Origin of the sequence: Gordonia lacunae, from assembly GCF_002149015.1 — a bacterium.
Taxonomy (GTDB): Bacteria; Actinomycetota; Actinomycetes; order Mycobacteriales; family Mycobacteriaceae; genus Gordonia; species Gordonia lacunae.
This window is the reverse complement of sequence record NZ_NGFO01000007.1, coordinates 68878-92756: the sequence shown is the minus strand read 5'-3', so window position 1 is coordinate 92756 and position 23879 is coordinate 68878. Positions and strand designations below refer to the sequence as shown.

The 23879-nt window shown below is 65.6% G+C and carries 22 protein-coding genes and 2 pseudogenes; 9 read left to right on the top strand and 15 right to left on the bottom strand.

The features are described from left to right. Positions 1–13: 13 nt before the first annotated feature. Positions 14–988 (bottom strand): polysaccharide deacetylase family protein, encoded by a 975-nt coding sequence (locus CA982_RS08065; RefSeq protein ID WP_158097803.1) that lies wholly within the window; start codon positions 986–988, stop codon positions 14–16. Between the two features lie 133 nt (positions 989–1121). Here CA982_RS08065 and CA982_RS08060 point away from each other — a divergent pair, with 133 nt between their 5' ends. Beyond that, complete coding sequence (locus CA982_RS08060) at positions 1122–2312, top strand: PucR family transcriptional regulator (RefSeq protein ID WP_158097802.1); 1191 nt, start codon at positions 1122–1124, stop codon at positions 2310–2312. Positions 2313–2499: 187 nt separating this feature from the next. Here the strand turns inward: CA982_RS08060 and CA982_RS08055 are convergent, their stop codons facing one another. Further along, entirely contained in the window at positions 2500–3210 is a 711-nt protein-coding gene (locus CA982_RS08055) for a TetR/AcrR family transcriptional regulator (RefSeq protein WP_086534811.1), read from the bottom strand. Between the two features lie 82 nt (positions 3211–3292). Between CA982_RS08055 and CA982_RS08050 the strand changes: the two genes are divergently transcribed. Then, positions 3293–4129 (top strand): SDR family oxidoreductase, encoded by an 837-nt coding sequence (locus CA982_RS08050; protein WP_086534810.1) that lies wholly within the window; start codon positions 3293–3295, stop codon positions 4127–4129. Positions 4130–4534: 405 nt separating this feature from the next. On the opposite strand, the gene CA982_RS08045 is transcribed toward CA982_RS08050, so the two are convergent. Continuing rightward, entirely contained in the window at positions 4535–5026 is a 492-nt protein-coding gene (locus CA982_RS08045; protein ID WP_244176171.1) for an SRPBCC family protein, read from the bottom strand. A 95-nt stretch (positions 5027–5121) separates the two neighbouring features. Here CA982_RS08045 and CA982_RS08040 point away from each other — a divergent pair, with 95 nt between their 5' ends. Beyond that, entirely contained in the window at positions 5122–5709 is a 588-nt protein-coding gene (locus CA982_RS08040; protein WP_086534808.1) for a TetR/AcrR family transcriptional regulator, read from the top strand. Between the two features lie 406 nt (positions 5710–6115). On the opposite strand, the gene CA982_RS26840 is transcribed toward CA982_RS08040, so the two are convergent. The 5 genes and pseudogenes from CA982_RS26840 to CA982_RS08020 all read right to left on the bottom strand — a co-directional run bounded on the left by CA982_RS26840 (position 6116) and on the right by CA982_RS08020 (position 10077). Beyond that, entirely contained in the window at positions 6116–6358 is a 243-nt protein-coding gene (locus tag CA982_RS26840) for an SDR family oxidoreductase (RefSeq protein ID WP_244176170.1), read from the bottom strand. A 9-nt stretch (positions 6359–6367) separates the two neighbouring features. Then, positions 6368–6888, bottom strand: a pseudogene (locus CA982_RS26835) (SDR family NAD(P)-dependent oxidoreductase); the annotation flags it as partial. A 106-nt stretch (positions 6889–6994) separates the two neighbouring features. Next, a complete protein-coding gene (locus CA982_RS08030) occupies positions 6995–7981 on the bottom strand; it encodes an SDR family oxidoreductase (RefSeq protein ID WP_086534807.1) in 987 nt (328 codons plus the stop codon). Positions 7982–8177: 196 nt separating this feature from the next. Then, positions 8178–8999, bottom strand: a pseudogene (locus tag CA982_RS27180) (alpha/beta fold hydrolase); the annotation flags it as partial. A 298-nt stretch (positions 9000–9297) separates the two neighbouring features. Further along, entirely contained in the window at positions 9298–10077 is a 780-nt protein-coding gene (locus CA982_RS08020) for an SDR family NAD(P)-dependent oxidoreductase (protein WP_086534806.1), read from the bottom strand. A 630-nt stretch (positions 10078–10707) separates the two neighbouring features. Between CA982_RS08020 and CA982_RS08015 the strand changes: the two genes are divergently transcribed. The 4 genes from CA982_RS08015 (at position 10708) to CA982_RS08000 (ending at position 14005) form a co-directional block, all read left to right on the top strand. Further along, a complete protein-coding gene (locus CA982_RS08015; protein WP_341865023.1) occupies positions 10708–11610 on the top strand; it encodes a cytochrome P450 in 903 nt (300 codons plus the stop codon). A 107-nt stretch (positions 11611–11717) separates the two neighbouring features. Then, on the top strand, positions 11718–12515 hold the full coding sequence (locus CA982_RS08010) for an SDR family oxidoreductase (RefSeq protein WP_244176167.1): 798 nt from the start codon (positions 11718–11720) through the stop codon (positions 12513–12515). 27 nt (positions 12516–12542) lie between these two features. After that, positions 12543–13301 carry a 1-acyl-sn-glycerol-3-phosphate acyltransferase gene (locus CA982_RS08005; protein WP_086534803.1) on the top strand — a complete coding sequence of 253 codons (759 nt, stop codon included), beginning with the start codon at positions 12543–12545 and terminating at the stop codon, positions 13299–13301. 53 nt (positions 13302–13354) lie between these two features. Further along, positions 13355–14005 carry a TetR/AcrR family transcriptional regulator gene (locus CA982_RS08000; RefSeq protein ID WP_086534802.1) on the top strand — a complete coding sequence of 217 codons (651 nt, stop codon included), beginning with the start codon at positions 13355–13357 and terminating at the stop codon, positions 14003–14005. Between the two features lie 23 nt (positions 14006–14028). Here the strand turns inward: CA982_RS08000 and CA982_RS07995 are convergent, their stop codons facing one another. The 3 genes from CA982_RS07995 to CA982_RS26335 are packed head-to-tail and all read right to left on the bottom strand — an operon-like array spanning position 14029 to position 15910. Then, positions 14029–14463 carry a type II toxin-antitoxin system Rv0910 family toxin gene (locus CA982_RS07995; protein WP_158097801.1) on the bottom strand — a complete coding sequence of 145 codons (435 nt, stop codon included), beginning with the start codon at positions 14461–14463 and terminating at the stop codon, positions 14029–14031. 46 nt (positions 14464–14509) lie between these two features. After that, positions 14510–15709, bottom strand: a complete 1200-nt coding sequence (locus CA982_RS07990) for an acyl-CoA dehydrogenase family protein (RefSeq protein ID WP_086534800.1) — start codon at positions 15707–15709, stop codon at positions 14510–14512. Between the two features lie 45 nt (positions 15710–15754). Then, complete coding sequence (locus CA982_RS26335) at positions 15755–15910, bottom strand: flavin reductase family protein (protein ID WP_158097800.1); 156 nt, start codon at positions 15908–15910, stop codon at positions 15755–15757. A 233-nt stretch (positions 15911–16143) separates the two neighbouring features. On the opposite strand from CA982_RS26335, the gene CA982_RS26830 reads away from it, so the two are divergent. Both CA982_RS26830 and CA982_RS07975 read left to right on the top strand, forming a co-directional pair. Continuing rightward, on the top strand, positions 16144–17742 hold the full coding sequence (locus CA982_RS26830; RefSeq protein ID WP_244176166.1) for a fumarylacetoacetate hydrolase family protein: 1599 nt from the start codon (positions 16144–16146) through the stop codon (positions 17740–17742). Further along, the gene (locus CA982_RS07975; RefSeq protein ID WP_086534799.1) at positions 17742–19574 is read left to right on the top strand and encodes an FAD-dependent monooxygenase; all 1833 of its coding nucleotides are present in this window, start codon (positions 17742–17744) and stop codon (positions 19572–19574) included. Before CA982_RS26830 ends, CA982_RS07975 begins: the two co-directional genes overlap by 1 nt. Positions 19575–19754: 180 nt before the next feature. Here CA982_RS07975 and CA982_RS07970 read toward each other — a convergent pair whose 3' ends face one another. The 4 genes from CA982_RS07970 to CA982_RS07955 form a co-directional block, all read right to left on the bottom strand. Then, positions 19755–20135: an SRPBCC family protein gene (locus CA982_RS07970; protein WP_086534914.1), complete on the bottom strand. Its 381-nt coding sequence runs from the start codon at positions 20133–20135 to the stop codon at positions 19755–19757. A 217-nt stretch (positions 20136–20352) separates the two neighbouring features. After that, positions 20353–21258, bottom strand: coding sequence for an RNA polymerase sigma-70 factor (locus tag CA982_RS07965; RefSeq protein ID WP_244176165.1), 906 nt, complete (start codon positions 21256–21258; stop codon positions 20353–20355). Positions 21259–21281: 23 nt separating this feature from the next. Continuing rightward, positions 21282–22496: an NAD(P)/FAD-dependent oxidoreductase gene (locus CA982_RS07960; RefSeq protein WP_086534797.1), complete on the bottom strand. Its 1215-nt coding sequence runs from the start codon at positions 22494–22496 to the stop codon at positions 21282–21284. Between the two features lie 315 nt (positions 22497–22811). Continuing rightward, the gene (locus CA982_RS07955) at positions 22812–23876 is read right to left on the bottom strand and encodes a DUF4436 family protein (protein WP_244176164.1); all 1065 of its coding nucleotides are present in this window, start codon (positions 23874–23876) and stop codon (positions 22812–22814) included. Between the last annotated feature and the right edge of the window lie 3 nt (positions 23877–23879).

The window sequence follows — 23879 nt, the reverse complement described above, 5'->3', positions numbered from 1 at the left end:
CCGCTGCCCCCCTTCAGTGGAAATCGGAGGGCATCGGCGTGAACGGGATCCGTTTGGCCCACTCGGCCGTGGCACCACCGAGCACTTCGTTCCAGCTCTGGCCGTCGATCTTGGCAACTTCCTCAACCTCGGCAAGGATCGCCGGCGGTACATCATCGAGTGCAACGCCGGCGAACTCGGCCCACTTTTGTGAGGAGTTGCGAAACTGTCGGGTCGTCCGCGGCGAGCCGACGGCATTGGCAGGATCACGCATCGCCTCCTCGGAGGTGATGTACTCAACGCCGAGACGAGCCAGCTCCGCCAAGATGCGGTCGAGAGTGGCGCCGGCCACGGTGGTGCCGTGAACGAGGAGGATGTGGTCTGGTGAACGGCCGATGGCGCGCGCGGCGGCCGCCGCCTGCCGGCGGGTCTGATCGACCGCGGTCTGCACGAGTGCGTCTTCCAGCCACTGTTGCGCCTCGCGGTCGCCGAGGGCTAGAGCGCGCTGATAGGCGACCGCGAACTGCGCATCGTAGAACCACAAGGTGACCGGAGACGACAGGTACCCGGTGCGTGTGAGGTGGGTCTGGACCCCCCGAGTCTTCTCCCGGGTGTCGCCATCCATTGCGAAGGCGTAGCGGAAGTAGCGAGAGGGAGCCCGCTCGATCCACGGACGGAGTATTTCTTCGCTCTTGTCGACGTCGCTCAGGTATGTGTCGACGTCGAGCCAGTTGAGACTGATGTGCTGGTGCGTGTGATTGCCGACGTGGTGCCCGGCCGCACACCAGTCGTCCAGGATGCTCAGAGCGCCGGGGTCGTCCTCGGTGGGTGCGGTGCTGTTGAAGGCGTACACCTCGGGAACTCTGTGGTTCGCGAACGCCTCGATCATGGCACGCGAGACAGACTTCGGCCCGTGTCCCTCGGGAAACGGGATACCCGTCCACTGAAATTGGTCATCGACGGTGACGGCAACACGCAATCCGTTGAGAGGGTCGGGTGTCTGATTCATGAACGGCTCCTTCATCGGTGGGATGCACCCAGCGTCGTAGAGGAGGGCAGCGCCAACAATGTCGCCACGTCACACTCATTTGTGGTGTGTGACCACGACCACATCCGGGCCGGACCGTCCTTATGCTGGTGGTATGGCGGGCGACTCAGGACCGGCGGCATCGTTCGTCGCATGGCTTGACGAAGTCGGGGTGGACGGCTTCATCCACCTCGCCGACGACTTGTGGGCAGAAGTGCCAGCGCTCCATGAAGGCCCTCCGGGAACCAGAGATGCGTTGCGTTCCTCGGTCGTCTCCCACCTGCCGGTCTTGCGCGCGAGCTTTTCATCCGACGACCACGGCACGTCCGCGCTGCCGACTGCTGCGCGCGACTTCGGGGAACTCATGGCGCTTGCCGACGCGCCACTATCGGCAATCCTTCGCTCCTATGAAGTAGGTCACGCCAAGATGTGGAGCGGCTACACCCGCTTTCTGCGCGCGTCACCGCTCCCTGACCCTCATCGGGCAGATGAGCTCGAAGCGAGTTCGATACTCATGTTCCAGTACATGCAGGCCATGACCAGCGAGACCGTCGTTTCGTTCAACCAAGTCCGCATGTCGATGATGCAGGAACGCGAGTCGCGACGCGGTGAGATCGTCAAAGGCGTACTGGCCGGAACTCTCGATCCGTCTGCGCTCTACGAACGAGTCGGATATCGAGTCGACGAGACCCACATCGGCTACGTGGCATGGACCGACGACGACAGCGTCTCCGGACAGGTCGGCGAATCCGCACGACGACACATCGCAGCGCTCGCCCGCCAGCAACTCGCCGTTCCCTCGGGGACATCCAGCGTGTACGGATGGTTCACCCCGATATCCCATTCGACCTACCGGCGCCTGCGTAACCTCAAGCTCTCGCCCGGAGTGCAGGTAGCGTTCGGCGCGCCTCGAGCGGGAATCGAGGGCTTTCGGCACACCCATGAGGAGGCGCTGCTCAGTAGCCGCGTGCCATCCCGCCCAGGACAGAACGCCTGCTTCCCAGATGACTCGGTCGCAATCCTGATCTCCCAACGGCACGATCTCGCCACACGCTTCGTAGATGACCATCTCGGGCCACTGCTACAACACGAAGGCCGCAACCGACTCCTCCCGACGCTGCAGCAGTTCCTCGAGACCTCGGGCAGTCCCTCGCGATGCGGCCGAAGGCTAGGCGTTCACCCCAACACCGTGAGTCAACGAATCCGGCGGATCGAAGACATCCTCGGATATCCAATCGATCCCGAAGACCTGTCACTGCGCGTCGCGCTCGTCGTGCAGCCAGCGCTGACCACTGAGACCTCCTGAACCGAGTAGACCCCGCGGTGCGTTCCCCGGCCGGGGCAATTCCAGCCATGAGCCTTGGCGGCTGACTTCCCCGTATGAGATTGCGTCCCAACGTTTTCAGAATTAGAGACGAGGATTGCCGCGGCCGTCGGCCGAGACTTTCGGCTGATCCCCACAACCCAGCCAGCCACCATCTTCAGACGCGCTGTCACCCGACCCGGGGCGTGTAGGCCGCTGGGCCGTCGGCCGCGTCCGTACGGATGCCCGCGATGATGGCACGAATCGAGAACTCGCGGCGCGCACGCTCGTCGGGACCGGTGAGCAATGCGGCCGACCGTGCCACCCGAGGGAAGAGAGCCGGGTCCGCGTTCTCGTAAGCGGCGCGGACATGCCGGCGCTCGACGTCGCCGCGTGGATGCTCTTTCCGCGTCCTGTGCTCGATCGCGGTCGCCGCAGCGAACTGGGCGATCAGGTCAACTGCCAGAGCGGCACGGTCTTCCGGAATCGCCCCCGCCTCCATGAGCGCGAGCTCGTGCTCGGCGAGGCGAAGCGCGCCGGGGAGCGTGGGGATCGTACCCAGAGCGAAGGCACCGAGACCGGGATAGGACTCAAGGGCATCGATGGTGTTGCTGATCGTCGCGACAAGCGCTTCCCGCCAACCACCGGCGCCGACTTCGACAAGTTCCACTTCCCCGTACGCGGCATCTAGCACGTGTTCAAGGAGGACATCGCGGTTGGCGAAGTACGCGTACAGCGATGCCGGACCAGTCTCGACCTGCTGGGCGACCTGCCTCAACGACACCGCCTCAACACCTCGTTCGCGCATCAAAGCCCTCGCTGCGCCCAGAATCGCGCGGCGCGACAACGGAGGCTTCGCGGGACGCGCCCGCCGTGAGACAGGCTCGCTCTGGTCGGTCATGCGCCGATCATAGCGCTTGACACGATCATTATTCGTCACGAATGATGTTCGCGCACACTGTTCGTTTGGATGGGAGAAGATCATGCCGGTGCTTGTTGTGGGTGCCAGCGGAGCTGTCGGCGGTGCGGTCGTCGACGGGTTGCTGAAGCGGGGGGTGGAGGTACGGGCAACAAGCAGAGCTCCGGAGAACCTGTCGCTACCGACACAGGTAGAAGCGTTCGCTGCCGATCTCAACGATCCGGCCTCGTTTACCGAGGCGCTGCATTCTGTCGACCGAGTGTTCCTGTACGCGGACATTGCGGAGCCGGAGGCGCTACTCAACGCGGTCGCCGCAGCGAGGGTGGGACAGGTGGTGCTGCTGTCGTCGTCGGCGGTGACGTACCCCAGCGCTGCAGAGGACTTCAATGGGGCTCGCTTCCTGCGGGTCGAGCGGGCCGTTGAGGAGTCGGGGCTGGAGTACACGTTCCTTCGTCCCGGCGGTTTCGCCAGCAACGCGGCACGCTGGAGTTGGGAGATCAAGGCGCACAGCGCGGTTCCGCTGCCGTATCCGGAGGCCGTGCAGGCGCCGATTCACGAGCGGGACATCGCCGATGTCGCCATCGTCGCACTCACCGACGACACGTTGATCGGCGCGAGGCCGGTCCTCACCGGACCCGCGCGCATGACATTGCGGGAGCAGGTGGACACGATCGGCCAAGTGATCGGCCGGCACATCTCAGTGGTCGAGCAGACCGAGGCGGAATCATCCGCGATGCTCGCGCAGCACGTGCCCCCAGTGTGGGTTCGTCAGATCATCAAGGACTGGCGTAACGCCGTCGGGGCGACCCCACCCCTCTCCGACGCCTACACCCGTATCACTGGTCGGCCATCGCGCGCATTCCGCGACTGGGTCGCCGACAACGCCGACATGTTCCGCTGACACCACCCGAAATGTCAGCCCCCGAGCACCCTGCGCGGAACAAACGTTTCTGTCAGACCTGTTCTGCAGAGCTTGTCCCCCGGGTGTGTTCACCCCTGCGTGCGCTCATCATTCACGTACAGACCGAGCAGTCCGCGACACCGGGTCGATCCTCTCGAAGAACCTTTGTCCGCCATCACCACCCAAGTCATCGACGAGGACGGGTGCCCGGCGACAAGGCTCACCGTATGGCCACCGAGAACGCCGGGTCACGGCCATCCCAATCGGACCCCGGATTCATGGCGAAAGGGCCCGATCGACGAGGCGGACAACAACCTGCACTGAGGGGCGCAGAGGGCGTCGGCTCCCCCACGAATGTCGGCGATACGACCGTTGGGCTGTTGCGGCTCGGCTTGATATGAAACGTCAGGTAAGGCGGGACAGGCCGTGGTCTTGCTCGGCAGTAATTCTGATGTGTTGCAGGGTGTGTCGCATTCCGTCCCGCAGGACCCGGGTGAATTCCTGCTGTCCGCCGAGATAGTTGTCGGTGAGTTCAAGGGAGTAGGGCGAGATGCCGTCGGGGGCGTGACGGTGCTGAGTGATGTGGGTGCCTCCGGTGGGTAGCGGTGTGATCCGCAACGACCACACGACCCAGTTTTCTGTGACGCGGAAGGCGATCTCCTGCTCGGGTTCGAACCGCACGATCCTGCCATGCGTTGTCCATGTCAGCTCGCCCAGCCGGTTGAGACTCGTGAACTCGGTTCCCACACCCACGGTCTCGTGTCCGTCCCGAAGCCGCACCGACTCGACCTGGGGGCTCCACTCCGACATGCGGCGCGGGTCGCTGATCAATTCCCACACCCGACCGACAGCGGCATTGACGTCGACCCGTTCTTCTATCAGCTTCTCGTAGCTCACAGACACAGCACCTCCAAAGTATGCGATCAATCGGACGCTTAGTGAGGCTAGGTGAGATTTCAAATCACGTCCAGTCGGTCGTATACCATCCGTGTGTGGCAGCTGAACAGACACCTGATGGGCGCCGCGCCCGTGGAGACCGAACCCGCCGGACCGCCGCGCGGGCGGCAGCCGCGATCGCAACAACCCATGGACTGGACTCGATTACCGTAGGTTCCCTCGCTCAGGCGACCGGGCTGAGCAAGAGTGGCATCCTCACCGTCTTCGGCACTCGCGAGGCGATCCAGATCGCGGCAGTCGCCGAGGCCCGCCAGATCTATATCGACACGGTCATCACCCCGGCCTGGGACCGACAGCCCGGACAACCGCGGCTGCGGGCACTGCTGGACTGCTGGGTCGCGTACCAGCGGGCACATGTCTTCCCCGGCGGCTGCTTCATCGTTGCCAGCACTGCCGAATACGGGCGCCGTGCTGGCCCGGTCGCCGATGCCGTGCGCGCACTCAAACGTGAGTGGCTCGACCTGTTGGAGTCGGAACTCACCGCCGCCGGCGCCACCGACCCACCCCGCGACGCCTTCTGCATCGACGCCTACCTATGTGCGGCCAATACCCGGCGCGAGCTCTTCGGCGCCGACGCCGAGTTGGATCGAGCACACACGCTGGCACTGGACATCATCGGCTGAGCAGGGTGTGCGAGGCATCGAAAGTGAGTGCACATGTGATGTATCGCCTGGGTCGTCGTTGGTTCGTAAATCTACTGTTAGACAACACAATCGAACGGCGGGCGCGCTTGTTCAACGTGGACACCCTTGAACGATCCGCGAGGCAGACGAGCCGCCCTTTCGCCCGGCACGGTACTCGGCTGCGTCGACCGCACCGGCGTGCTGAGTGGACGTCGACGAGCGTGGACTACTGATCCTCGCCGCCTTGTGCGCCGCAGTGACGGTGAGGTTCGCAAGTGCCCTGGCACTGGGTATCGCACTGGTCACTCTGGTGACTGCGACGCTACAACCTACCGTCACGAGAGTAGGGAACTCGCTGTCACCCACTCGGATCAACACAATCCGCCGTCCCTGAGGGCTTATGAAATCAAAGGCGCATCGACCTTGCCAGTATCGGCAGGAGCAGTCGCTTGGGCGCGAGTCTGGCGCCCGCGGCGGCGAGGGTGTTCCGCCGTCCGGAGATGACATAGAGCGGCGGACGGCGCCGGTCGAGTGCCGACAGTGCCGTCCGGGCCACCTGGTCGGCGGTCTGTAGCGACCCGATGACGGCGGCGTTCTCGCCGATCACGTCGAAGAACTCGGTCTTCGTCGGCCCGGGCGCCAAGGCCATCACCCGCACGCCGTGTGTGATGGCCTCGCACCAAAGGGCCTGGGAGAAGCTCAGCACGAAGGCTTTCGCCGCCGCGTACACAGCAGGGTGGGCACCGGCTGGAAGGCCGTGGTGCTTGACACGTTGAGGATTGTCCCGGAGCGGCGTGCGGCCATGTTTGGCAGGAACGCGTGGCATACGTCGACCAGCGCGGCCATGTCGACCGCGATGACGCGGTCGAGATCGGCCGCGTCGGCGTCGATGAACGACCCCTGGGCGGCGATGCCGGCGTTGTTGACCACCAGATCGACATCGCCCTCGACCCGGGCCCGCAACGTCGCGCCGGGACGGTCGCCGGACAGATCGAGCGCGACGACCTCGCAGGTGACCGCATAGGCAGATTGGAGCTCGGACGCCAAGTCGCGCAACCGGTCCTCCCGCCGCGCGACGAGCACGAGGTCCGACCCGCGTTCCGCGAGCCGGCGCGCCAGTGCTGTGCCGATCCCGGCACTCGCACCGGTGATAAGTGATCGCGACGGGGTGAAGACCATGTGTCCCTCCGGTGATAGAGCGGCTTCAAGTGGCGATGCGCCCGGAACAGCCCCGCGGCGGTCATCACAGCGAGAAATGACGGCATTTCCGGGACCCGCGACGGATTCAGCCCACCGTCACCACTCCTCGTCGTTGGGCCTCGCGTCGGGCGAACTCCCGGTAGCTTGTCGCAGGTCGCCCCAACAGTCTGGGCAGGACTGTCATGTCGCCTGCGGGTAGGCCGTTCTTGTTGTAGTACTGCATCATCGTGACGTAACAGTCCCGCGACTCTTTCGGCCAGTCCCGAACACCCTTGGCGTTCGACGACTGTCGAATCCCCCGGGCGATCTGCGCTGGAGCCCGAAAATGAGTGGCTCGCAACGACTTTGTCGCCACCGAAGCCGTGGCACCGACCCCGCGCACGGGGTTTGTGACCACGTTCGCCGGAAGCCGCACAGCCGAGACATCGTGTCCGAGAACCCTGCTCCACTCGACGGCCATCTCATGTCGTGTGAGTTCCTGCGTCGACAGGTCGTAGGCGGCTCCGGCATGGCTCGTCACAGGTGCCGCCAGGATGCGGGCACCGACCTCCCCCACGTCCTCGGCGTCCACCACGCCCATCACCGACTCGGGTGATGTCGGGTACGGGAGTACACCGCCGCGGATGAACTCCCAGAAGTCGAGGTAGTTCTGCATGAAGTGCGATGCTCGAAGGAATGTCGTCGGCACGCCCGAGCTGCGGAAGACGTCCTCGACCCGCCCCTTCTCCTGATGGTGGAACATCTCGGCGATCTCGGGGTGGATCACGGAGTGGTACACGATGTGCTCCACCCCATGCTCTCTCGCGGCGCCGACGATGTTCTCCGCGATGGACACCTCGCGGATCACGCTCGTCGGGGTCGCGTGAAACACGCGCGTGACCCCGGCCACTGCATCGACGACATCGTCTCGCGAGCGGATGTCGCCGACGACGACCTCGGTCGCTCCATCGGAGACCGCCACACGGCCCTGCCGTGCGTTCTTGACGAACGCACGGCTGTCGACACCGCGCTCTCGCATGCCGCGCACCAGTGCACGACCCACGCTCCCGCCAGCTCCTGTCACCAGGATCATCTTCAACCTCCCTGAACTGTGATCGCCCGGACCGGTCGACCCGATCTGCTGCAGTCGGGCGACTTCTTGTGCGATTCATCGATCGATAGAACTCAGACTTCGTCTCGAAATCCGGTAACGCATCAGAACCGGAGTGGATCGTCCCCGGGTGACACGAAACGGTGCACTTCTTCGACGAACCGACGGGGCGTTCAATGTGCGGCCAGTGGCCGGTGTGGTCGAATCGCATCTCGTCCGCCGAAGGCACTCTTGACAGGAACGATGCGACATCGTCCGGCGGTGACAACGGATCCCCGTCGCCGCGCAAGATCCGCGTCGGGCACCTCACCTGCTCCAGGTCACGGCCGGGGTCACTCGTCACCGCCGAGGCCAGGACCGGGAAGGTCCCGGGCGCACCCAGGTCCTGCATGGTGGCGCGCACAACCTCGGGGTCGAGCAGGTCGGGTCGGGCGACGAATGCTCCCAGCGCGGCTTGTCGCAGGCTCGCCGACCCGGAGATGAGACCCGCCACAGGCTGCGGGAGTGGCAGTCCGACGACCGCCGACTCGGCGACCAGGGTCGCCACCGATCGCCGGTTGCGGCGAAACGTGCTGATCGGGTGTCGGACGAGGTGGACCAGGGACAGGATCGGCCCGCCGGTGATGATCAGACCGTCAAGCCGGCCCGGGTGTCGCACCGCGACCCGAGTAGCCACCATCGATCCCATCGAGTGGCCCAGAATCACGGGTGCATCGATGGCGAGCTCGTCGCACACGTCGACAACCGCGGCGGCGAGTCCGTCGAACGTGAGATGGTGGCGGGAGAATGCCGATCCTCCGAAGCCGGGAAGATCCAGCCCCACCACCCGATAGTGCTGAGACAGCACCGGAAAGAGATGGGCAAACCACTTCCAACTCGCCGAGATCCCGTGCAGCAGAACTATTGTCGGACCATCGTCATGCGGGATGTCGATACAGTTGATGCGGGCCGTCGATGTCTTCACACTACGCAGCCACTTCCGCCAACAATCCGAGGGCATCGCGCCGGGCAAGGCAGCGCCATAGTCGCTCCAGACCTCATGGACGCCACCCACGGCAGACCTCCCCCGAACTCGACGACATCGTCAACATCGTCACAACTCATTGACTAAAAGTCAACGGCGCGACGCTAGAGCGACCGCAACTCGCGACAGACCGGCACTCCCCCATCTTTTTCAGAGTTCGGTCGGCGCAGGGTTCAGAGTTCAGGCGGCGCAGGCGCGACCTGGCGGGAGGACACCCCCGACCCGCAACCAGTGACTAGCCGGAGACGTCACCCTGCGTTGTCGCCAGAATCTCTCAGGGCAGCACGGAGTCGATGTACCCGCCGTCAACCCGGAGGGCTCCACCGGTGGTCGCGGTGGCCAGTGGTGAGGCCAAGTAGGTGACCATGTTGGCGATCTCCTCGGGCTCGATGAGTCGCTGGATCAACGACTGTGGGCGGTGCCGTCGCATGAACTCACGTTGAGCCTCATCCCACGGAAGTTCCTTGTCGACCAGCTGGTAGACGAAATCCTCGACTCCCGCGGTATGGGTGGGCCCGGCGATGACGGAGTTGACCGTGACTCCAGAACCCGCGGCGTCCTTGGCAAATCCGCGCGACAGGGCCAGAAGCGCCGTTTTGGACACCCCGTAGTGGATCATCTCCTCCGGGATGACGACTGCCGAGTCGCTGGCGATCTGCAGTATGCGGCCCCACCCGCGCTCGACCATCGACGGCAAGTAGAGGCGGATGAGGCGGGCTGCGGCGAGGACATTGACCTCGAAATACGTTCGCCATTGCTCGTCGGTGATCTCGCGAGCCGGCACTGCACCGAACATGCCCAGGTTGTTGACCAGGATGTCGACGTGCGGTTGCTGGTCGTGGACGGTATGCGCACCCTCGGCCGTGGCGACGTCGGCGGCAACACCGGTGATGTCCCCGTCGAGCGTTGCCACGGCCTCGTCCACCTTGTCGCGGTTGCGGCCGTTGATCACCACCCGCGCGCCGCTGGCGGCCAGGCCCTGCGCGATGGCGAGCCCGATGCCCTGGGTTGATCCGGTGACGAGCGCGGTCTTTCCAGTCAGATCGATGTTCACAACTGAGTACTACCCAAGTCGGGGCCGAGATAATTCCCGCTCACCGCGATCTTCGCCCTCTCTTCACGGCCGCCGTCACGCGCCGCTCGCATCGACCATCCAGACGTTGACTTCAAGTCAACTGTTGTTATCATCGCCACGGGCCCTCTTCTCGATCCACTAACGACCGAAGACACGAAGGGTCCGTTGACGTCGGGAAGCATCGATGAGTTCGGGAGGCGATGAGTGCCTGGTTCAGATCAGCCTCTTCGCCGGCGCGCACACTGGATGGCGACGCACGGAATCGTGCGGGCGATGGCGCCCGTGGGTGTGATGCTGGGCGACCTGCAAGCGCGCATCGTCAGTGACCCGGCAGTGCGCGTCGACCCCGGTCCTATACACCGGGAAATCCGTTCCCACGGGCCCATAGCACACAGCAGGCTCGCGGCCGTCACCGTCGACCATGGCGTCGTTCACGATGTCTTGCGGTCGAACGACTTTCGAACCGTCGGCGCTAGCCCGCGGGGACCCAGGCCAATCGCCGCCGTCGAGCAGTGGACGCGGCCGAGGGGACTTCACCCCCTTCGTCCGCCGTCACTCCTCGCCACGGAACCCCCGTCGCACACCACCTATCGCAGACTCGTCTCCTCGGTGTTCACGGCACGAGCCGTCGCGTCGATGCGCGACAATGTCGAACACACGGCCACTCGACTCCTCGACGACCTCGACGGCGAGACCGGCACGGTCGATATCATCGAACGGTACTGTGCCCAGCTGCCGGTGGCGGTCATCGGAGATATCCTCGGTGTCCCGCAGAGCGAGCGTGATCTGATTCTCCGTTTCGGTGAAATCGCCGCCCCGAGTTTGGATCTGGGACTGTCATGGTCCGAGCACCGTCGTGTCGACGAGGGGCTCACCAGTTTCGTCGAGTGGCTCCGCGAACACCTGAGCAGTCTGCGGGACAATCCCGGCGACGATCTCATGAGCCAGCTCATCGCCGTGCGAGACGACGGCGTCGCCCTCACCGAAGACGAATTGCTGGCGACCGCTGGACTCGTTCTCGCCGCGGGGTTCGAAACCACTGTGAACATCCTCGGTAGTGGTATTGACCTCCTGACCGGACACCGCGACCAGCTCGAGCTCCTCTTCGAGCGACCTGACCTCTGGGCCAACGCGTCCGACGAAATGCTGCGCTTGCGGCCACCGGTCCAGCTGACCGCGCGAACCGCCCTGCGGCGAACCGAACTCGCCGGGACCACGATTCCCGCGGGGCGGATGGTCCTGCTCGTACTGGCCGGCGCGAATCGCGACCCGTCGGTGTTCCCGAATCCTGATCGCTTCGATGTGGACCGCGAGAACGCGAACAAGCACCACTCGTTTTCCGGTGGCCGGCACTTCTGCCTCGGGGCAGCGCTTGCTCGCGCCGAGACCGAGGTCGGTCTGCGCACCCTGTTCGAGCGCTACCCCACCCTCGTTCGAGACGGTTTGCCGGTTCGGCGGAGAACCCGTGTGTTGCACGGCTACTCGGCGTATCCGGTCCGCCTGCGCCGATGAGCCCGCCGTGGTCTCGTCGGCCGACCAGGCATCGAGCAATGCCACTGCCGAATCGCTTCCTGGAGCGTGCGTCCGCTCCGACCGTTCCGTCTATCAGGGGGGCCTCTGTGCGAACAGCCGTCGTCACCGGTGCGTCGTCCGGGATCGGTCGCGCGACAGCTGCAGCACTGGCTGCCCACGACTACCGGGTGATCGGGACGAGTCGGAACAGCAGGTCGGTGGTGAACCCCATTCCGGGGGTTGAGTATCGCGACCTGGACCTCGCGTCACCGGAGTCGGTCCGGTCGTTCGCGCACGGATTGTCCGAGATCGATGTGGACATTCTGGTGAACAACGCCGGAGAGAGCCAGTGCGGACCGCTGGAGGAACTCCCGATCGACGCGCTCGAGCGGCTCTTCCGACTGAACGTCCTCGGGCACATCGAGTTGACCCAGCTGATCCTTCCGGCGATGCGTGCCCGCAGGCAGGGCCGGGTGGTGTTCGTCGGTTCGATGCTCGCCAGCTTCCCGCTGGCCTTCCGGTCGTCCTACGTGGCGAGCAAGGCTGCATTGAAGGGGTTCGCGACAGCGGCCCGACTCGAGCTGGCGCCGTTCGGTATTCACCTCACCACCGTGGAGCCCGGCTCGATCGACACGGGGCTGTCTGATCGCCGGACGAAGTACATCTCTGACGACTCGCCCTATCGAGAGGCGTTCACCACCACCGTCGGGGCACTCGACGCGAAGGAATCACAGGGGATCTCGGCCGAGCGCGTCGCGCGGACGATTGTGCACTCCGCGACCACACCGCAACCGAAGCCTCTCTACGCCGTCGGCAGCCGAGCCCCACTGGTGTTCACCGCGCGACGTCTACTCCCTCGTCGGGTGATCGAGTCGGTCATGGCCCACTCCTACGGCCTCGGCTGATGCCCGGAGCGCCGATGGTGTCCATCGATGGATGAACGAGCCCGCCGGCTGGTGGATTTGACCGTCGCGGTTGGGCGGTTGTACCACCGGATCAGCGCCGAGCAGCGCGCGCCCATGCCCGCCGGTCCTGTCTTGTTCGTCGCCAACCACGGCTTCGGTGGGGTGTTCGATCTGAACGTACTGGCGTTCGCATCGGCCTACGACAGGATCGGCGACCGACGTCGGGTTGCGATCCTCACCCACCAGATCGCGTGGACACTCGGAGTGGGACCGATCCTGGAAAAGTTCGACGCGGTCCCTGCCAGCCATGGAGCCGGGCTCCGCGCGTTGCGGTCGGGCAATCACGCTTTGGTGTTCCCCGGAGGAGACATCGACGGGTTCAAGTCATGGACCGATCGCAACAAGGTCCTCTTCGCCGGACGAACGGGCTTCGCAAAGCTCGCGATGGTCGCCGACGTCCCGATCGTCCCGGTCGTCACCGCCGGCGCCGGCGAGTCGCTGGTGGTACTGGGCGCAGGACGACGTCTGGCCCGCCTCGCTGGACTGGGTCGTCTCCTTCGCCTGAAGTCCTTCCCTCTCACGGTGTCACTCCCGTGGGGCATCAATGCGGGTCTGGTGGGGCTCTTGCCGTACCTTCCATTCCCGACGAAGTTGACGACGACGATCCTGCCGCCGATGCGGCCGAACCACGGTGAGTCCGTCGACCATTACGCGAGCCGTGTCCACTCGGCGATGGAGGATGAGCTCACGGCGTTGACGGCGGGACGAGTGCCCGTCATCGGATGATCGTCGCGGCGATAGGATCGCAGCCGACAAACGATCAGTGAGGAGCACGCGCCGTGCCGACATCCCCGTCGCGAAAACCCACGAAGCGGGCAGCGCAAGCTGCCGAGACCAGGGCGCGGTTGATCGACGTCGCCATCGCCGTGTTCTCCGATACCGACTACGAGCAGGTTGCCGTCGCGGACATCGCCGCCCGCGCAAATGTGGCGCACGGACTGCTCTTCCACTACTTCGGCAGCAAGCGGGGCATCTACCTCGCCGCGGTCCAGGCGACTGCCGAACATCTCAACGCCGCCTTCACTTTCGCGCCGGGGGCAACACCACGCGAGGTGATCCACAGCGCACTCGAACAGCACCTCGCATATCTGCAGGAACACCGCGGCCTCGCCCTGCGGCTGGTGTTGGGGGGCCGCGGGGTGGACTCCGAGGCATGGGAGATCTTTGAGGCGGCCAGGTGGCAGGCCCTTGGGGCGTTCGCCGACCTGCTGGGATTGGACGCCACCAATCCCGCCCTACGTCTGTTGGGACGAGCGGTGGTCAGTGCCATCGACGAGGCCGTTGTGCAGTGGCTCGACGACACCGACGCTGTCGAGGCCGGACGTTTGCTGGCATGGATGGAGGCCTTGATCGTGGCGTGCCTGGCCACCGCGCCCGCTCTGGACGAGACGTTCGACGTCGACCGGGCGGTCCGGGCGCTCGACGACTGATTTCAGCCGGTCCGGCCCCCACCCTAGGCCAGCAGGTCGTTCAGTCTTTCCAGCGATTCGTCGAGATGCTTGCGAAAGGCCTTGCGGATTATCGATCCGAGCGGACCGAACAGGATCGAACTGGTGAACACGACGTGGAGTGTCGCGACGCAGGCTTCCGTACCCTCGGGGTCGATCGCGAAATCGAGTTGCACCGATGATCCGGTGCTCCCGTTGCCCTCGAGCTGGACGTATCGGGGTGCGTCGTAGGCGGTGGTGGTGAAGTCGATCCTGTCGACGACACCTTTGATGGTGACGACCTCGGTGACCCTTGTCCCCAACTCCAGCGAGGTGGGGGGTTCACTCTCCCACCGCGTGTGCAGCGTGTTCCATTCGGCGAACCGGGACGGATCGGAAACGAGCGCCCAGGCCTTCTGTGCGGCGACGTTCAGTGTCCTTCTCGTGGTGATCTCGGGCATCGCGCCTCGTTTCTCGTGATGTGGCAGACAGGTTGTGGCGCACGTGTCAGATGATCGCGGTGATGTGGTCGCGGCGGCCCAGGAGCGCCTTGCCATAGGACTCCATCGAGACTTGCGGCAGCATGACGGCGTGGCGGGACGCCACGTTGGAGTCGCGCCAGATCCGTTGCATGGCATTCACTTCCGCAAAGCTGCCGGCACCGGACGCATCGAGCAGCGTGTTGATCGCGCTGTTGACGCTGCGCAACGCAACCGCGGAGTCGGCGCGGATCCGAGCGCGCGCGGCGAAATCGGGGTAGACGCCCTGGTCGGCGTACCGCTGGACGTCATCGGCGGCGCGGTACGCGTGCAGGTGCGCGGTCTCGATCTTCGCGGCGGCCTCGGCCACGAGCAGTTGGAACGCCACTGAATCCTCTTGACGCTCGATATTGGTGTAGGCCAATGCCTTTGAACTGGCTTTGCGGATGGTGAGATCCAGGGCAGCACGGCCGAGTCCGAGCTGAGGGCCGACCAGGACCATGATGAGCATGGGGCCGAAGGCCGAACGGTAGAACGGGTTGTTCGGGAAGTCGTCCACATAGGTCCCCGAGATCATGGGCAGCATCGAGATGAGCCGATGTTCGGGTACGAAGACGTCGGTGGCGACGATCGTGTTGCTGCCCGAGGCTCGCATGCCGGCCACATGCCAGGTGTCCTTGATCGTGACGTCCCCGCGCGGGATGAGGACCATGGCCTGGTCTTCCTCATCGCCGTCCCCGTCGAGCAACCACACGCCCCCTCCACACCAGTCGGCGTGGTTGCTGGCCGACGCGTAGGGCCATTGGGCGGTGACGCGGTACCCGCCATCGACCTTGCGAGCGGTCCCACCCGGTGTCACGACGCCACAACAGATGGTGTCTGGCCCATGATCGGCGTAGACCTCGTCGACGGTGTGGCTCGGATACATGCACGTCGACCACGACTGGATGTTGGACAACGTTGTCACCCATGACGTCCCGCCGTCAGCCTCGGCGATCAACGCCGACAGGTCCAGCATCGACCGCAGGCCCGCCTCGAGACCACCGTGCCGTCGGGGCGCCGCGATGCGGAACGCTCCGGCCTCCCGCAGCGCCTCGATGACGTCGAGATCAACGCACCGCTGACGGTCGTTTTCCGCGGAGTGTTCGGCGATCGTCGGCAACAGAGCGCGCACACGCTCGAGAACCTCTCCGACGCTGCCGATCTCGGGTTGATGGACGGCGGTCATGACTGTCTCCTCATCTGCAGGGGGCGATGAATTGAGGCCCCGGTGTCATCGGGCGAGCGTGTGATAGCCCGATCGGTGGAACACCAGCGGGGCACCATCGGGTGAGAGCTCGAATTCGTCGATGCGCACCAGGACGATCGAGCGGTCGCCGGCGCGGATTTCGTCGTGGAGCGAGCAGACGAACACCGGTGTGGACCGCACGATGTCGCTCTCATCACGCCACCGTATGGTTTCGTTGATTCTATGTCAACGAAACCAGGAGGCGACGGCGCGCCGACTTCGGCGATGCGAGTACACGATCGCCACCGGCCTGCGATCAACCGCACCGTCAAGGCGCACAGTTCGGCGGTTGCCGGTTGATCTCGACTCGTTGACCTCTAGTCAAGTAAATGGGTAGCGTTCCGTCCGAGTCATCCGATCGAGGAGGGGCAGTCATGGCGATCCGCGTCATCAGGTACACCAACGACGGTGCGACGCACTGGGGGGTCGTGAACGGGGAGGGCATCACCGCGCTGACCGACCACTATCCGACGACCGGGGCGCTCCTCGAGAGCGGACGTGGCGACATCGACGACGCACGTCGCCGCGCCCCCAGCCACTTTCTGCCCGGTGTCGACGTGCAGTCGCCGATCACGATCCCGTGTCGGGTGATGTGCCAGGGCGCCAACTACCGGCAGCACGCCATCGAATCCGGGATGGATCCGGACAACCGCGCCTTCAACCTCTTCTTCGACAAGACCGATGCGTCGGTCACGGGTCCGTACGATCCCGTCGAGCGTCCTCAGCATGTGCGCCTGCTCGACCACGAGATCGAGCTCGCCCTGGTGATGGGTACCTCCATCGACGGGCCGGTGACCGTCACCGATTCTGACCTGCCCCGCTACGTCGCCGGGGTGACCGTCGCCAACGACCTGTCCGCCCGCGACGTGCAACTACCGCAGGGGCAGTACCTGAAGGGGAAGAGCTACCGGGGGTTCTGCCCACTCGGGCCGGAGCTGGTCCTGCTCGAGGCGGCCGACTACCCGCTACTGGACAACCTCGATCTCGAGCTGCGCGTCAACGGTGAACTGCGACAGACGGACAACACGTCGAACATGGTCTACCGACCGGCGGAGTCATTGACGGAGCTGAGCACGTTCTCCAACTTGTCGCCCGGAGACGTGGTCCTCACGGGCACCCCGCACGGCACCGCCGCGAAGTCACCGCCGGCCTTCGTGCGACGGCTCGCCACCGCGCTCCTGCCCGAGCATGTCATGTGGCAGATGTTCGTCCGCCGCAACGTGTCCGGACCGTTCCTGCGGCCCGGAGACACGGTCACCGCATCCATCCGGACGCGGGACGGCGCGCTCGATCTCGGCACCCAGAAGACGCCCATACTCGCACCCGCAGCAACGGAAGAGGTTCTCTTGAACACGCCGGCCCCCAGCACCGCGGCACTCGCACCCGACATCCTCGCGCACTACGTCGTCAAGACACCGCGAGCGGCCGAGATGATCGACTGGTACGGCACGGTGTTCGGCGCGCGGGTCGTCCACGAGGACTCCCGGATCGCATTCTTAACTTGGGATGACGAAAGCCACCGTCTCGCGCTGGTGAAGATCCCCGGACTGGTCAGACGACTGTTTCCGCTCGCGCGGTTGCGCCGGAAGATCCTCGGCGTCGATCACCTCGCGTTCACCTACAGCTCGCTGGAGCGGCTGTTGCTCAACCACGAACGCCTCACTGCACGCGGCATCGATCCGGTGTGGTCGATCAACCATGGACCCACCACATCCCTGTACTACGAGGACCCCGATGGGACCCGACTCGAGTTCCAGGTGGAGAACTTCGCCACGCCCGCGGAGACTGCGGCGTTCTTCGACAGCGATGAGTTCGCGGAGAACCCGATCGGGGTGACGATCGATCCGACCTACCTTCTCGAGCGTATGCGTGCCGGCGAACCACCGGAATCCCTCACCGCCCGCAACGCCGGTGTCCGTCCCGGCACACGCCCGCGTGTCAACAAGCGCGCCATCACCTTCCGAACCTTGTGATGATCACACCGCTGCACACCCCGGTGGTGATCTGCGGTGCGGGTGCCGCCGGCTCGACCCTGGCCCTGCTGCTCGCCTCCCGCGGCATCGCATCGACCATCCTCGATAGACGCCATGACCCGTTGAGTCACCCCGCGGCGCACGTCATCAACGCCCGCTCGCTGGAAATCTGGCGTGAGATCGACACGGAACTGGCTGCGCAGATCGCCGCGCTCTCCCCGCCGATCTCCGACATCAATCTGATTCGCTGGTGTTCGTCGGTCGGCGCCACCCCCCTCGGGGAGATCGACCTCCTCTCCGAACCCGAACAACTCGACAGGGTGCGCTCGCACAGCGACTACCTCATCTCGCACGTCGGCCAGCACCTGCTGATGCCGCTGCTGTGGACGCGCCTCGACGCCGAGCCGCTCATTTCGTTCCACCGCGACGTCACCGTCACCGACGTCGTCCCTGACCGATCGGGCGCGACCGTACACACCCACTCAGGTACGGCCGCAGCGCCGTTTGTAGTCGCGGCCGACGGCGCGAACAGTGTCGTCCGCGATCTGCTCGGCATCACCATGCAGGGCCCGGTCCTGGCACGGATGGCAAGCGCGTTCTTCCGCTCCCCGGACCTGCACCCGCGGGAGCGCCCGCTGTTGACGTGGATCTACCAGCCGGATTTCGCGGGTGTCCTCATCGCCCACGCAGACGACCACTACATCTTGATGGGTACATACGTCCACCCGGGTCAACCCATCGCGTCCGACGCCGAGCGCTACTGGCGCACCGCCCTGCCCCGGGTCCTCGGCGCGGACAAGGCGTATGAGATGAAGTCGACCGGTACGTGGACGATGACGTCGCAAACGGCGTCGTCGTTCCGAAGCGGACCCGTCCTCCTCGTCGGCGACGCCGCACACCGATTTCCCCACACCGGGGGATACGGCCTCAACAGCGGTGTGCAGGACGCGCACAACCTGGCCTGGAAACTCGGCGCGGTGCTGAATTGCCGCGCGGACGACACCCTGCTCGACACCTACGAGATCGAGCGTCGACCGGTCGTCGAACTCTTCGCCGAGCACAGCGTCCGCAATCACTTCACCCTCGACGCCGTCACCAAGCATTTCGGCGCCACGAATCGCGCGCTGCAGACCGTCACGACTCTCATGGGGAAGCCACCGTTGACGTGGATGCCCGACACTCTCGCTTCACGGGCGTCGGACCAGCTGATCCGCGCGGGCCTGGCGCGGACGGCGGTGCTGGGTCGCGACTCGGCCCGTGCCCGACGCGTGCGCGACCGCGCCGCCCAGGCCATCCCCGACCAGGTCCCCCATTTCGTCTCCACGGGACTGGAATTCGGATACCGCTACGCAGGGCCGTTGATCGCCGGCGACGAGACGCCACGAGGAGCGACGGTCCCAGGCGACGTCGTCGAGTACGTGCCGACCGTCGTAGCCGGAGGGCGCCTCCCGCACGTCGCCGTCGATGTCGGCGACGAGCGCCGGTCGATCCTCGAACTGGTCGATCGATCGCCGGTCCTCCTGACCGTGATGACGACCGACCCCGACGCCTGGCGCGAACGCCTCGACCCCGATCTCATCAATCCGCTCGAGGCCGACATCGTCGATGTCCGCGCGGCATGTGTGGCTCCCGATTCAGCCGAGCATCTCTACGGCCTCACCCGGGGAGGTGCCGTCGTCGTCCGCTGCGACGGGCACATCGTCTGGCACACCGCCGACCCCGCCGAACAATCGGCCGAAGACCTCCTCGAGTTCCTCGCACAGGGGTGGGCACGGCTCATCCCCGCCCGCCCGGCGACCGCCGAAGGACACGCCACCACAAGTTCCGAATGATGATCGATGATCCCGAGATGACCGCCCTACGTCCGCGGACACAGCGATCGCGAGCCGGGATACGGCTCGTCCGGCGGCCAGCCGATCGAATCCTGCGCGAAGACGTCACCCTGTCGACTCCCGCACGTTCCGGGGAACGGATATGGATCCTCGTCTGCGCGGCGGCCGTCTGCACCACTGTCAGCCGTCTCCTCTCGACGCGATCCGTTCGATGCGCGGCAACGCGATGGCCAGCACCGGTAGATACGCCACCGCCCAGACCGGGGCCCCGAAACTGAGGACACAGCCGCCCGCGACCGGTATGACCTCGTGTCGTGTCGCCCGCACCCCCGCCACCTTCCAGGCCCACGACCGCTGATCCACGAACTCGGTGATCTCGAAAGGCAGGGGCACCCCCGCGATGGTCGTGATCGTTCCCGTTGTGCCAGTGGCCAACTCGACACCTCCGTCCACTCGTGCTCCAGAGACCGTGGGACCCCATGACGGCCAGGCATTCACATCGGTGATGGTCGCCCACACCGCTTCGGGAGGCAGGTTCATCCGCAAGTCGGTCGTCGGCATGCCATGCCGAAACGTCGTGCGAACTCGCAGCGCCGACCTCAACGTGTTCCCGATCATCGAACCATCGTCGCAGAACGAAACCCGGCCCGGCATCCGTCGACGTGTTCCCGCGAGGAACCCGCCGTCCAAGCCGGGTCACACGGCCGTCCGTCGAGCGTGTCGACGTGAACGTCGACGATGTGCGGGCCTACGAGCGCGGCCGACCCGCGGCCGGATCTCAGCGCGCGATCGTTCGCGGCTCCGCCACCCCGGCGAGTTTGTCGGGATTGCGCATCGCGTAGATCTGCTCGATCACGCCGTCGACAATGTGGAACGTGAAGACGCCCTGCAGTTGTCCGTCGAAGTAGACGAGCATGCCCGGTTCGTGATTGAGCACGGCGACCTCGGCGCGGTAGTCGTCGATCGTCGTCCCGAGCCGCGCGAATCCGGCGAGGAGGCGCGCCACTGGCAGCGAACCGTGAATGGGCCGCTTGACCGCCGTCGCCTTGCCGTCGCTGTCGGCGGTGAACACGACGTCGGGTGACAGCAGGGCCATCAGCGGCTCGACGTCCCCCGACTGCGCGGCGACGAGGAACTCCTCGACGACCGCTGCTGCTCGTCGGGCGTCGACCGGGTCGAAACGCGGCCGCCGCGACTCGACGTGCGACCGGGCGCGGTGCCCGATCTGGCGCACCGCGGCCGGGGACTTCGCGACCATCGACCCGATCTCGGTGAAGGAGAACCCGAACACCTCGCGCAGGACGAACACCGCACGCTCGTCGGGACTCAGCGACTCCAGCACCACCAGCATCGCCGTGGACACCGACTCGGCGAGTACGACGTCGTCGGCGAGGTCACGCTCGTCGAGCAGGATCGGCTCCGGCAGCCACGGGCCGACGTACTCTTCCCGACGCCGCGAACGCGACCGCAGCGCGTTGAGTGCCTGACGTGTGACGATCTTCGCGAGGTAGGCCTTCGGATCGGTGACATCGGCGTCGTCGACTGCCGCCCACCTCAGGTAGCTCTCCTGCAGGACGTCGTCCGCGTCGGCCGCGGACCCGACGATCTCGTAGGCGACGGTGAACAGCAGTGGCCGAAGTTCGGCGAACCGTGCTGCACGACGGTCGGATTCGCCGTCTGCCATGGACACCCCGTTCCTCGTCGTGGTCATCGCCCTGCCGGCTCTGGCTCGATGATCGTTGTCTTCGGTCCGCTGAACCAGCTGAACTTACCGGGTCGCGCGGCCTCACGCCGGATGTTCTCCACGGTTTCGCGGCACACCAACTCCTTGGTCCAGGCAGCGAGCCGGCCGGTCACCACCGCACGCGTCGGCGAATCGTCGCGGCGCGTGAACTGCAGTGTGGCCGCACGTCGGCCGATGCTGGCGCACTGCGCGACGAAGCCCTGGTCAACGATGTTCGGCAGCTCACCGGCGATCTTCGCGAGCACCGCGTCCGCGGCCTGAGCACCCAACGGCTCGGCGGCCTGGCAGCTCATCCGCAGCGTGATTCCCTCGACCGCAACCGCGTCACCGGCGCCGACGACCCGATCGTCGTCGAGGCTGCTCAGCGTAGCGTCGGCGCGGAGACGGCCGATCTCGTCGGTCGCCAGGCCGCTGACGGCCGCGAGTTCCGGCGCCTCAAAGCCGGTGGCGAGAATCGTTGCTGCGCTCGGAAGTACGGTGTGCTCGCCATCGATGTCGACGGTGACGGTCCGCTCACCGACCTCGACCACCCGTCCCTGATCCACGACGTCGACGCCCAGCCGACTCAGCTGCCTCTCCGTGGCACGCCGAGCGCGGGCGCCCACCGAGGTCGCGATCCCCCGGCCGCCCACCAACCGGACGCCGTGTCCGGTCTCGGCGATTTCTGCGGCGACTTCGATGCCGGTGAGCCCACCACCGATGACGGTGACCGTCTCGTGCTCCCCCAGACCCTCGACGCGTTCGCGGATGCGTTGTGCACCCACCCAATCGGCGATGAACAGAGCATGCTCTGCTGCCCCATGGATTTCCGGGGTGCGGTGCCGGGTCCCGATCGCGTAGACCAGGTAGTCGTAATCGAGGTGTGCGCCCGACGCCAGATGAACGCGGCGCCCGCCGGTGTCGATCCGGGTGGCGATGTCGACGAGGACGCGAGTGTCGTCGGCCAACACGTCGTCGAAGCCGACCTGTGGATCACCGGTTCCCGACACGAACTGGTGAAGCCGGATGCGCTGCACGAAGAACGGCTGTGGGTTCACGACCGTGACGTCGACTGCGGGATTGCGCCGAAGCCTGTTGGCCGCCATCGCGCCGGCGTAGCCCGCGCCGAGGACCACAACCCGTGGCCGCCGCCCGTCGACCTTCTCGCCGTCGATTCGTGTGATGCCGGTGGTGTCCATGGTCGTACCTTTCGTCGATGCTCGAAGTGCTCGACCTCAAGACACCGACGGCTGCGCGAATGTGACAGCCGTCGACCACGAAGGCGGTCGCCCTGGATCCCCGCCACCACCCAGCCTTCTCCCAGGGACGGAGCAGCGTGCGTCGATACCGTTCACCGTATGAACTCGCGAACCTCTGCCGGAACCACATCTGTTGGTGCGGGCGGTCCCGGTGGCGGTCAGCCGCCCGCCGGCGCGCGTCCGGCCGGGAGTTGGCCGGGCGCCGGTGGCGCAATCAGATCGACATCGGCCCCGGTGCGCCGATCTGTTCATGCTTCACGGTGCCTGTTTCCACCACGCGATGACATAAAACACGAGCGACGCGACGAGGCCGCCGAGAACCCAGAGCACCACGGAGTAGTCGACCCACGACCCGAACGGGGGCGAACCGGGGAAGATGTTGCGCAGCGGTAGCACGGCGAACAGCATCACCGCGAACCAGGTGACCATAGGAGGCTGAAACGCTCTGCGGCGCCGAACGGTCTGAATCGAGACGAACAGAGTGCAGACGGGCAAGACGACCAACATCACGCACAACGCGAGATCGAACGTCAGGGATCCGGCTGTCCTCGACGAGGTGATCGTGAACGCCTGCCCACCGGTGTAAGCACTGTCTCCAGCTGTGACGTGCCAGCCGATCAATGAATCGGTGACCGCGACCTCGGTCGGCAACTCCGCGTCGCCCGGGCCGTACGCCTGGACGGTGACCGAATCCGACACGTAGCTGTCGAACGGCCACAGTCGGATGTCACCATCGCTGTACAACGTCACCGGGAGGGTGCCGGGCCGCGTACCCGCGGAGAACTTGAGTTCGGTGGACGACGTCATGGGTGAGACGTCGATCGTCACATCCTCTGTGAGGTCTCCTCGCGCGTCGACCAGATCACCGCCGGCATAGACCGTGACGTGACCGCCGATTTCGAAGGCTCCACCGTTCACTGCGTCGACGTCGACATACACCAGGACGCCGTTCGCCGCCGGTTTCCGGGTATCCGAATCGTCGCCGGAATCGCCGGCGGCGTACACCGCCAGCACCGCGACATAGACAAGCAATACCCCGGCCACAATCGCCAGAGCCTTCACCCACGTCCGTCGCCCACCGGTTTCCGCCATACGCCAGCCTCCACGATCATCGTCGTTCGGCGGCCGTGAATCAGGCGCCGGCTGGCGGTGAGTGTATCGGCTACACCTCTGAGTCGACGTGCGATCAGAAACGGACACGCCCCGGAAACCGAGACGGCGCGCGCCAGGCCCCTCGGCCGATCGGGAGCGGCGAGGCTGGATTCTGTGCCGATGTGGCCCATGCTCGACCGGATCGCGCGCGCGGTAGGTCTCGGCCATCGA

Excerpts from the sequence above, each read along its gene's own strand:
- CA982_RS08065 (WP_158097803.1), bottom strand. The coding sequence starts at position 988 with ATGAATCAGACACCCGACCCTCTCAACGGATTGCGTGTTGCCGTCACC.
- CA982_RS08060 (WP_158097802.1), top strand. The coding sequence starts at position 1,122 with ATGGCGGGCGACTCAGGACCGGCGGCATCGTTCGTCGCATGGCTTGAC.
- CA982_RS08055 (WP_086534811.1), bottom strand. The coding sequence starts at position 3,210 with ATGACCGACCAGAGCGAGCCTGTCTCACGGCGGGCGCGTCCCGCGAAG.
- CA982_RS08050 (WP_086534810.1), top strand. The coding sequence starts at position 3,293 with ATGCCGGTGCTTGTTGTGGGTGCCAGCGGAGCTGTCGGCGGTGCGGTC.
- CA982_RS26840 (WP_244176170.1), bottom strand. The coding sequence starts at position 6,358 with ATGGCCTTGGCGCCCGGGCCGACGAAGACCGAGTTCTTCGACGTGATC.
- CA982_RS08030 (WP_086534807.1), bottom strand. The coding sequence starts at position 7,981 with ATGATCCTGGTGACAGGAGCTGGCGGGAGCGTGGGTCGTGCACTGGTG.
- CA982_RS08005 (WP_086534803.1), top strand. The coding sequence starts at position 12,543 with ATGGATGAACGAGCCCGCCGGCTGGTGGATTTGACCGTCGCGGTTGGG.
- CA982_RS07995 (WP_158097801.1), bottom strand. The coding sequence starts at position 14,463 with ATGCCCGAGATCACCACGAGAAGGACACTGAACGTCGCCGCACAGAAG.
- CA982_RS07990 (WP_086534800.1), bottom strand. The coding sequence starts at position 15,709 with ATGACCGCCGTCCATCAACCCGAGATCGGCAGCGTCGGAGAGGTTCTC.
- CA982_RS26830 (WP_244176166.1), top strand. The coding sequence starts at position 16,144 with ATGGCGATCCGCGTCATCAGGTACACCAACGACGGTGCGACGCACTGG.
- CA982_RS07975 (WP_086534799.1), top strand. The coding sequence starts at position 17,742 with ATGATCACACCGCTGCACACCCCGGTGGTGATCTGCGGTGCGGGTGCC.
- CA982_RS07970 (WP_086534914.1), bottom strand. The coding sequence starts at position 20,135 with ATGCCGACGACCGACTTGCGGATGAACCTGCCTCCCGAAGCGGTGTGG.
- CA982_RS07965 (WP_244176165.1), bottom strand. The coding sequence starts at position 21,258 with ATGGCAGACGGCGAATCCGACCGTCGTGCAGCACGGTTCGCCGAACTT.
- CA982_RS07960 (WP_086534797.1), bottom strand. The coding sequence starts at position 22,496 with ATGGACACCACCGGCATCACACGAATCGACGGCGAGAAGGTCGACGGG.
- CA982_RS07955 (WP_244176164.1), bottom strand. The coding sequence starts at position 23,876 with ATGGCCGAGACCTACCGCGCGCGCGATCCGGTCGAGCATGGGCCACAT.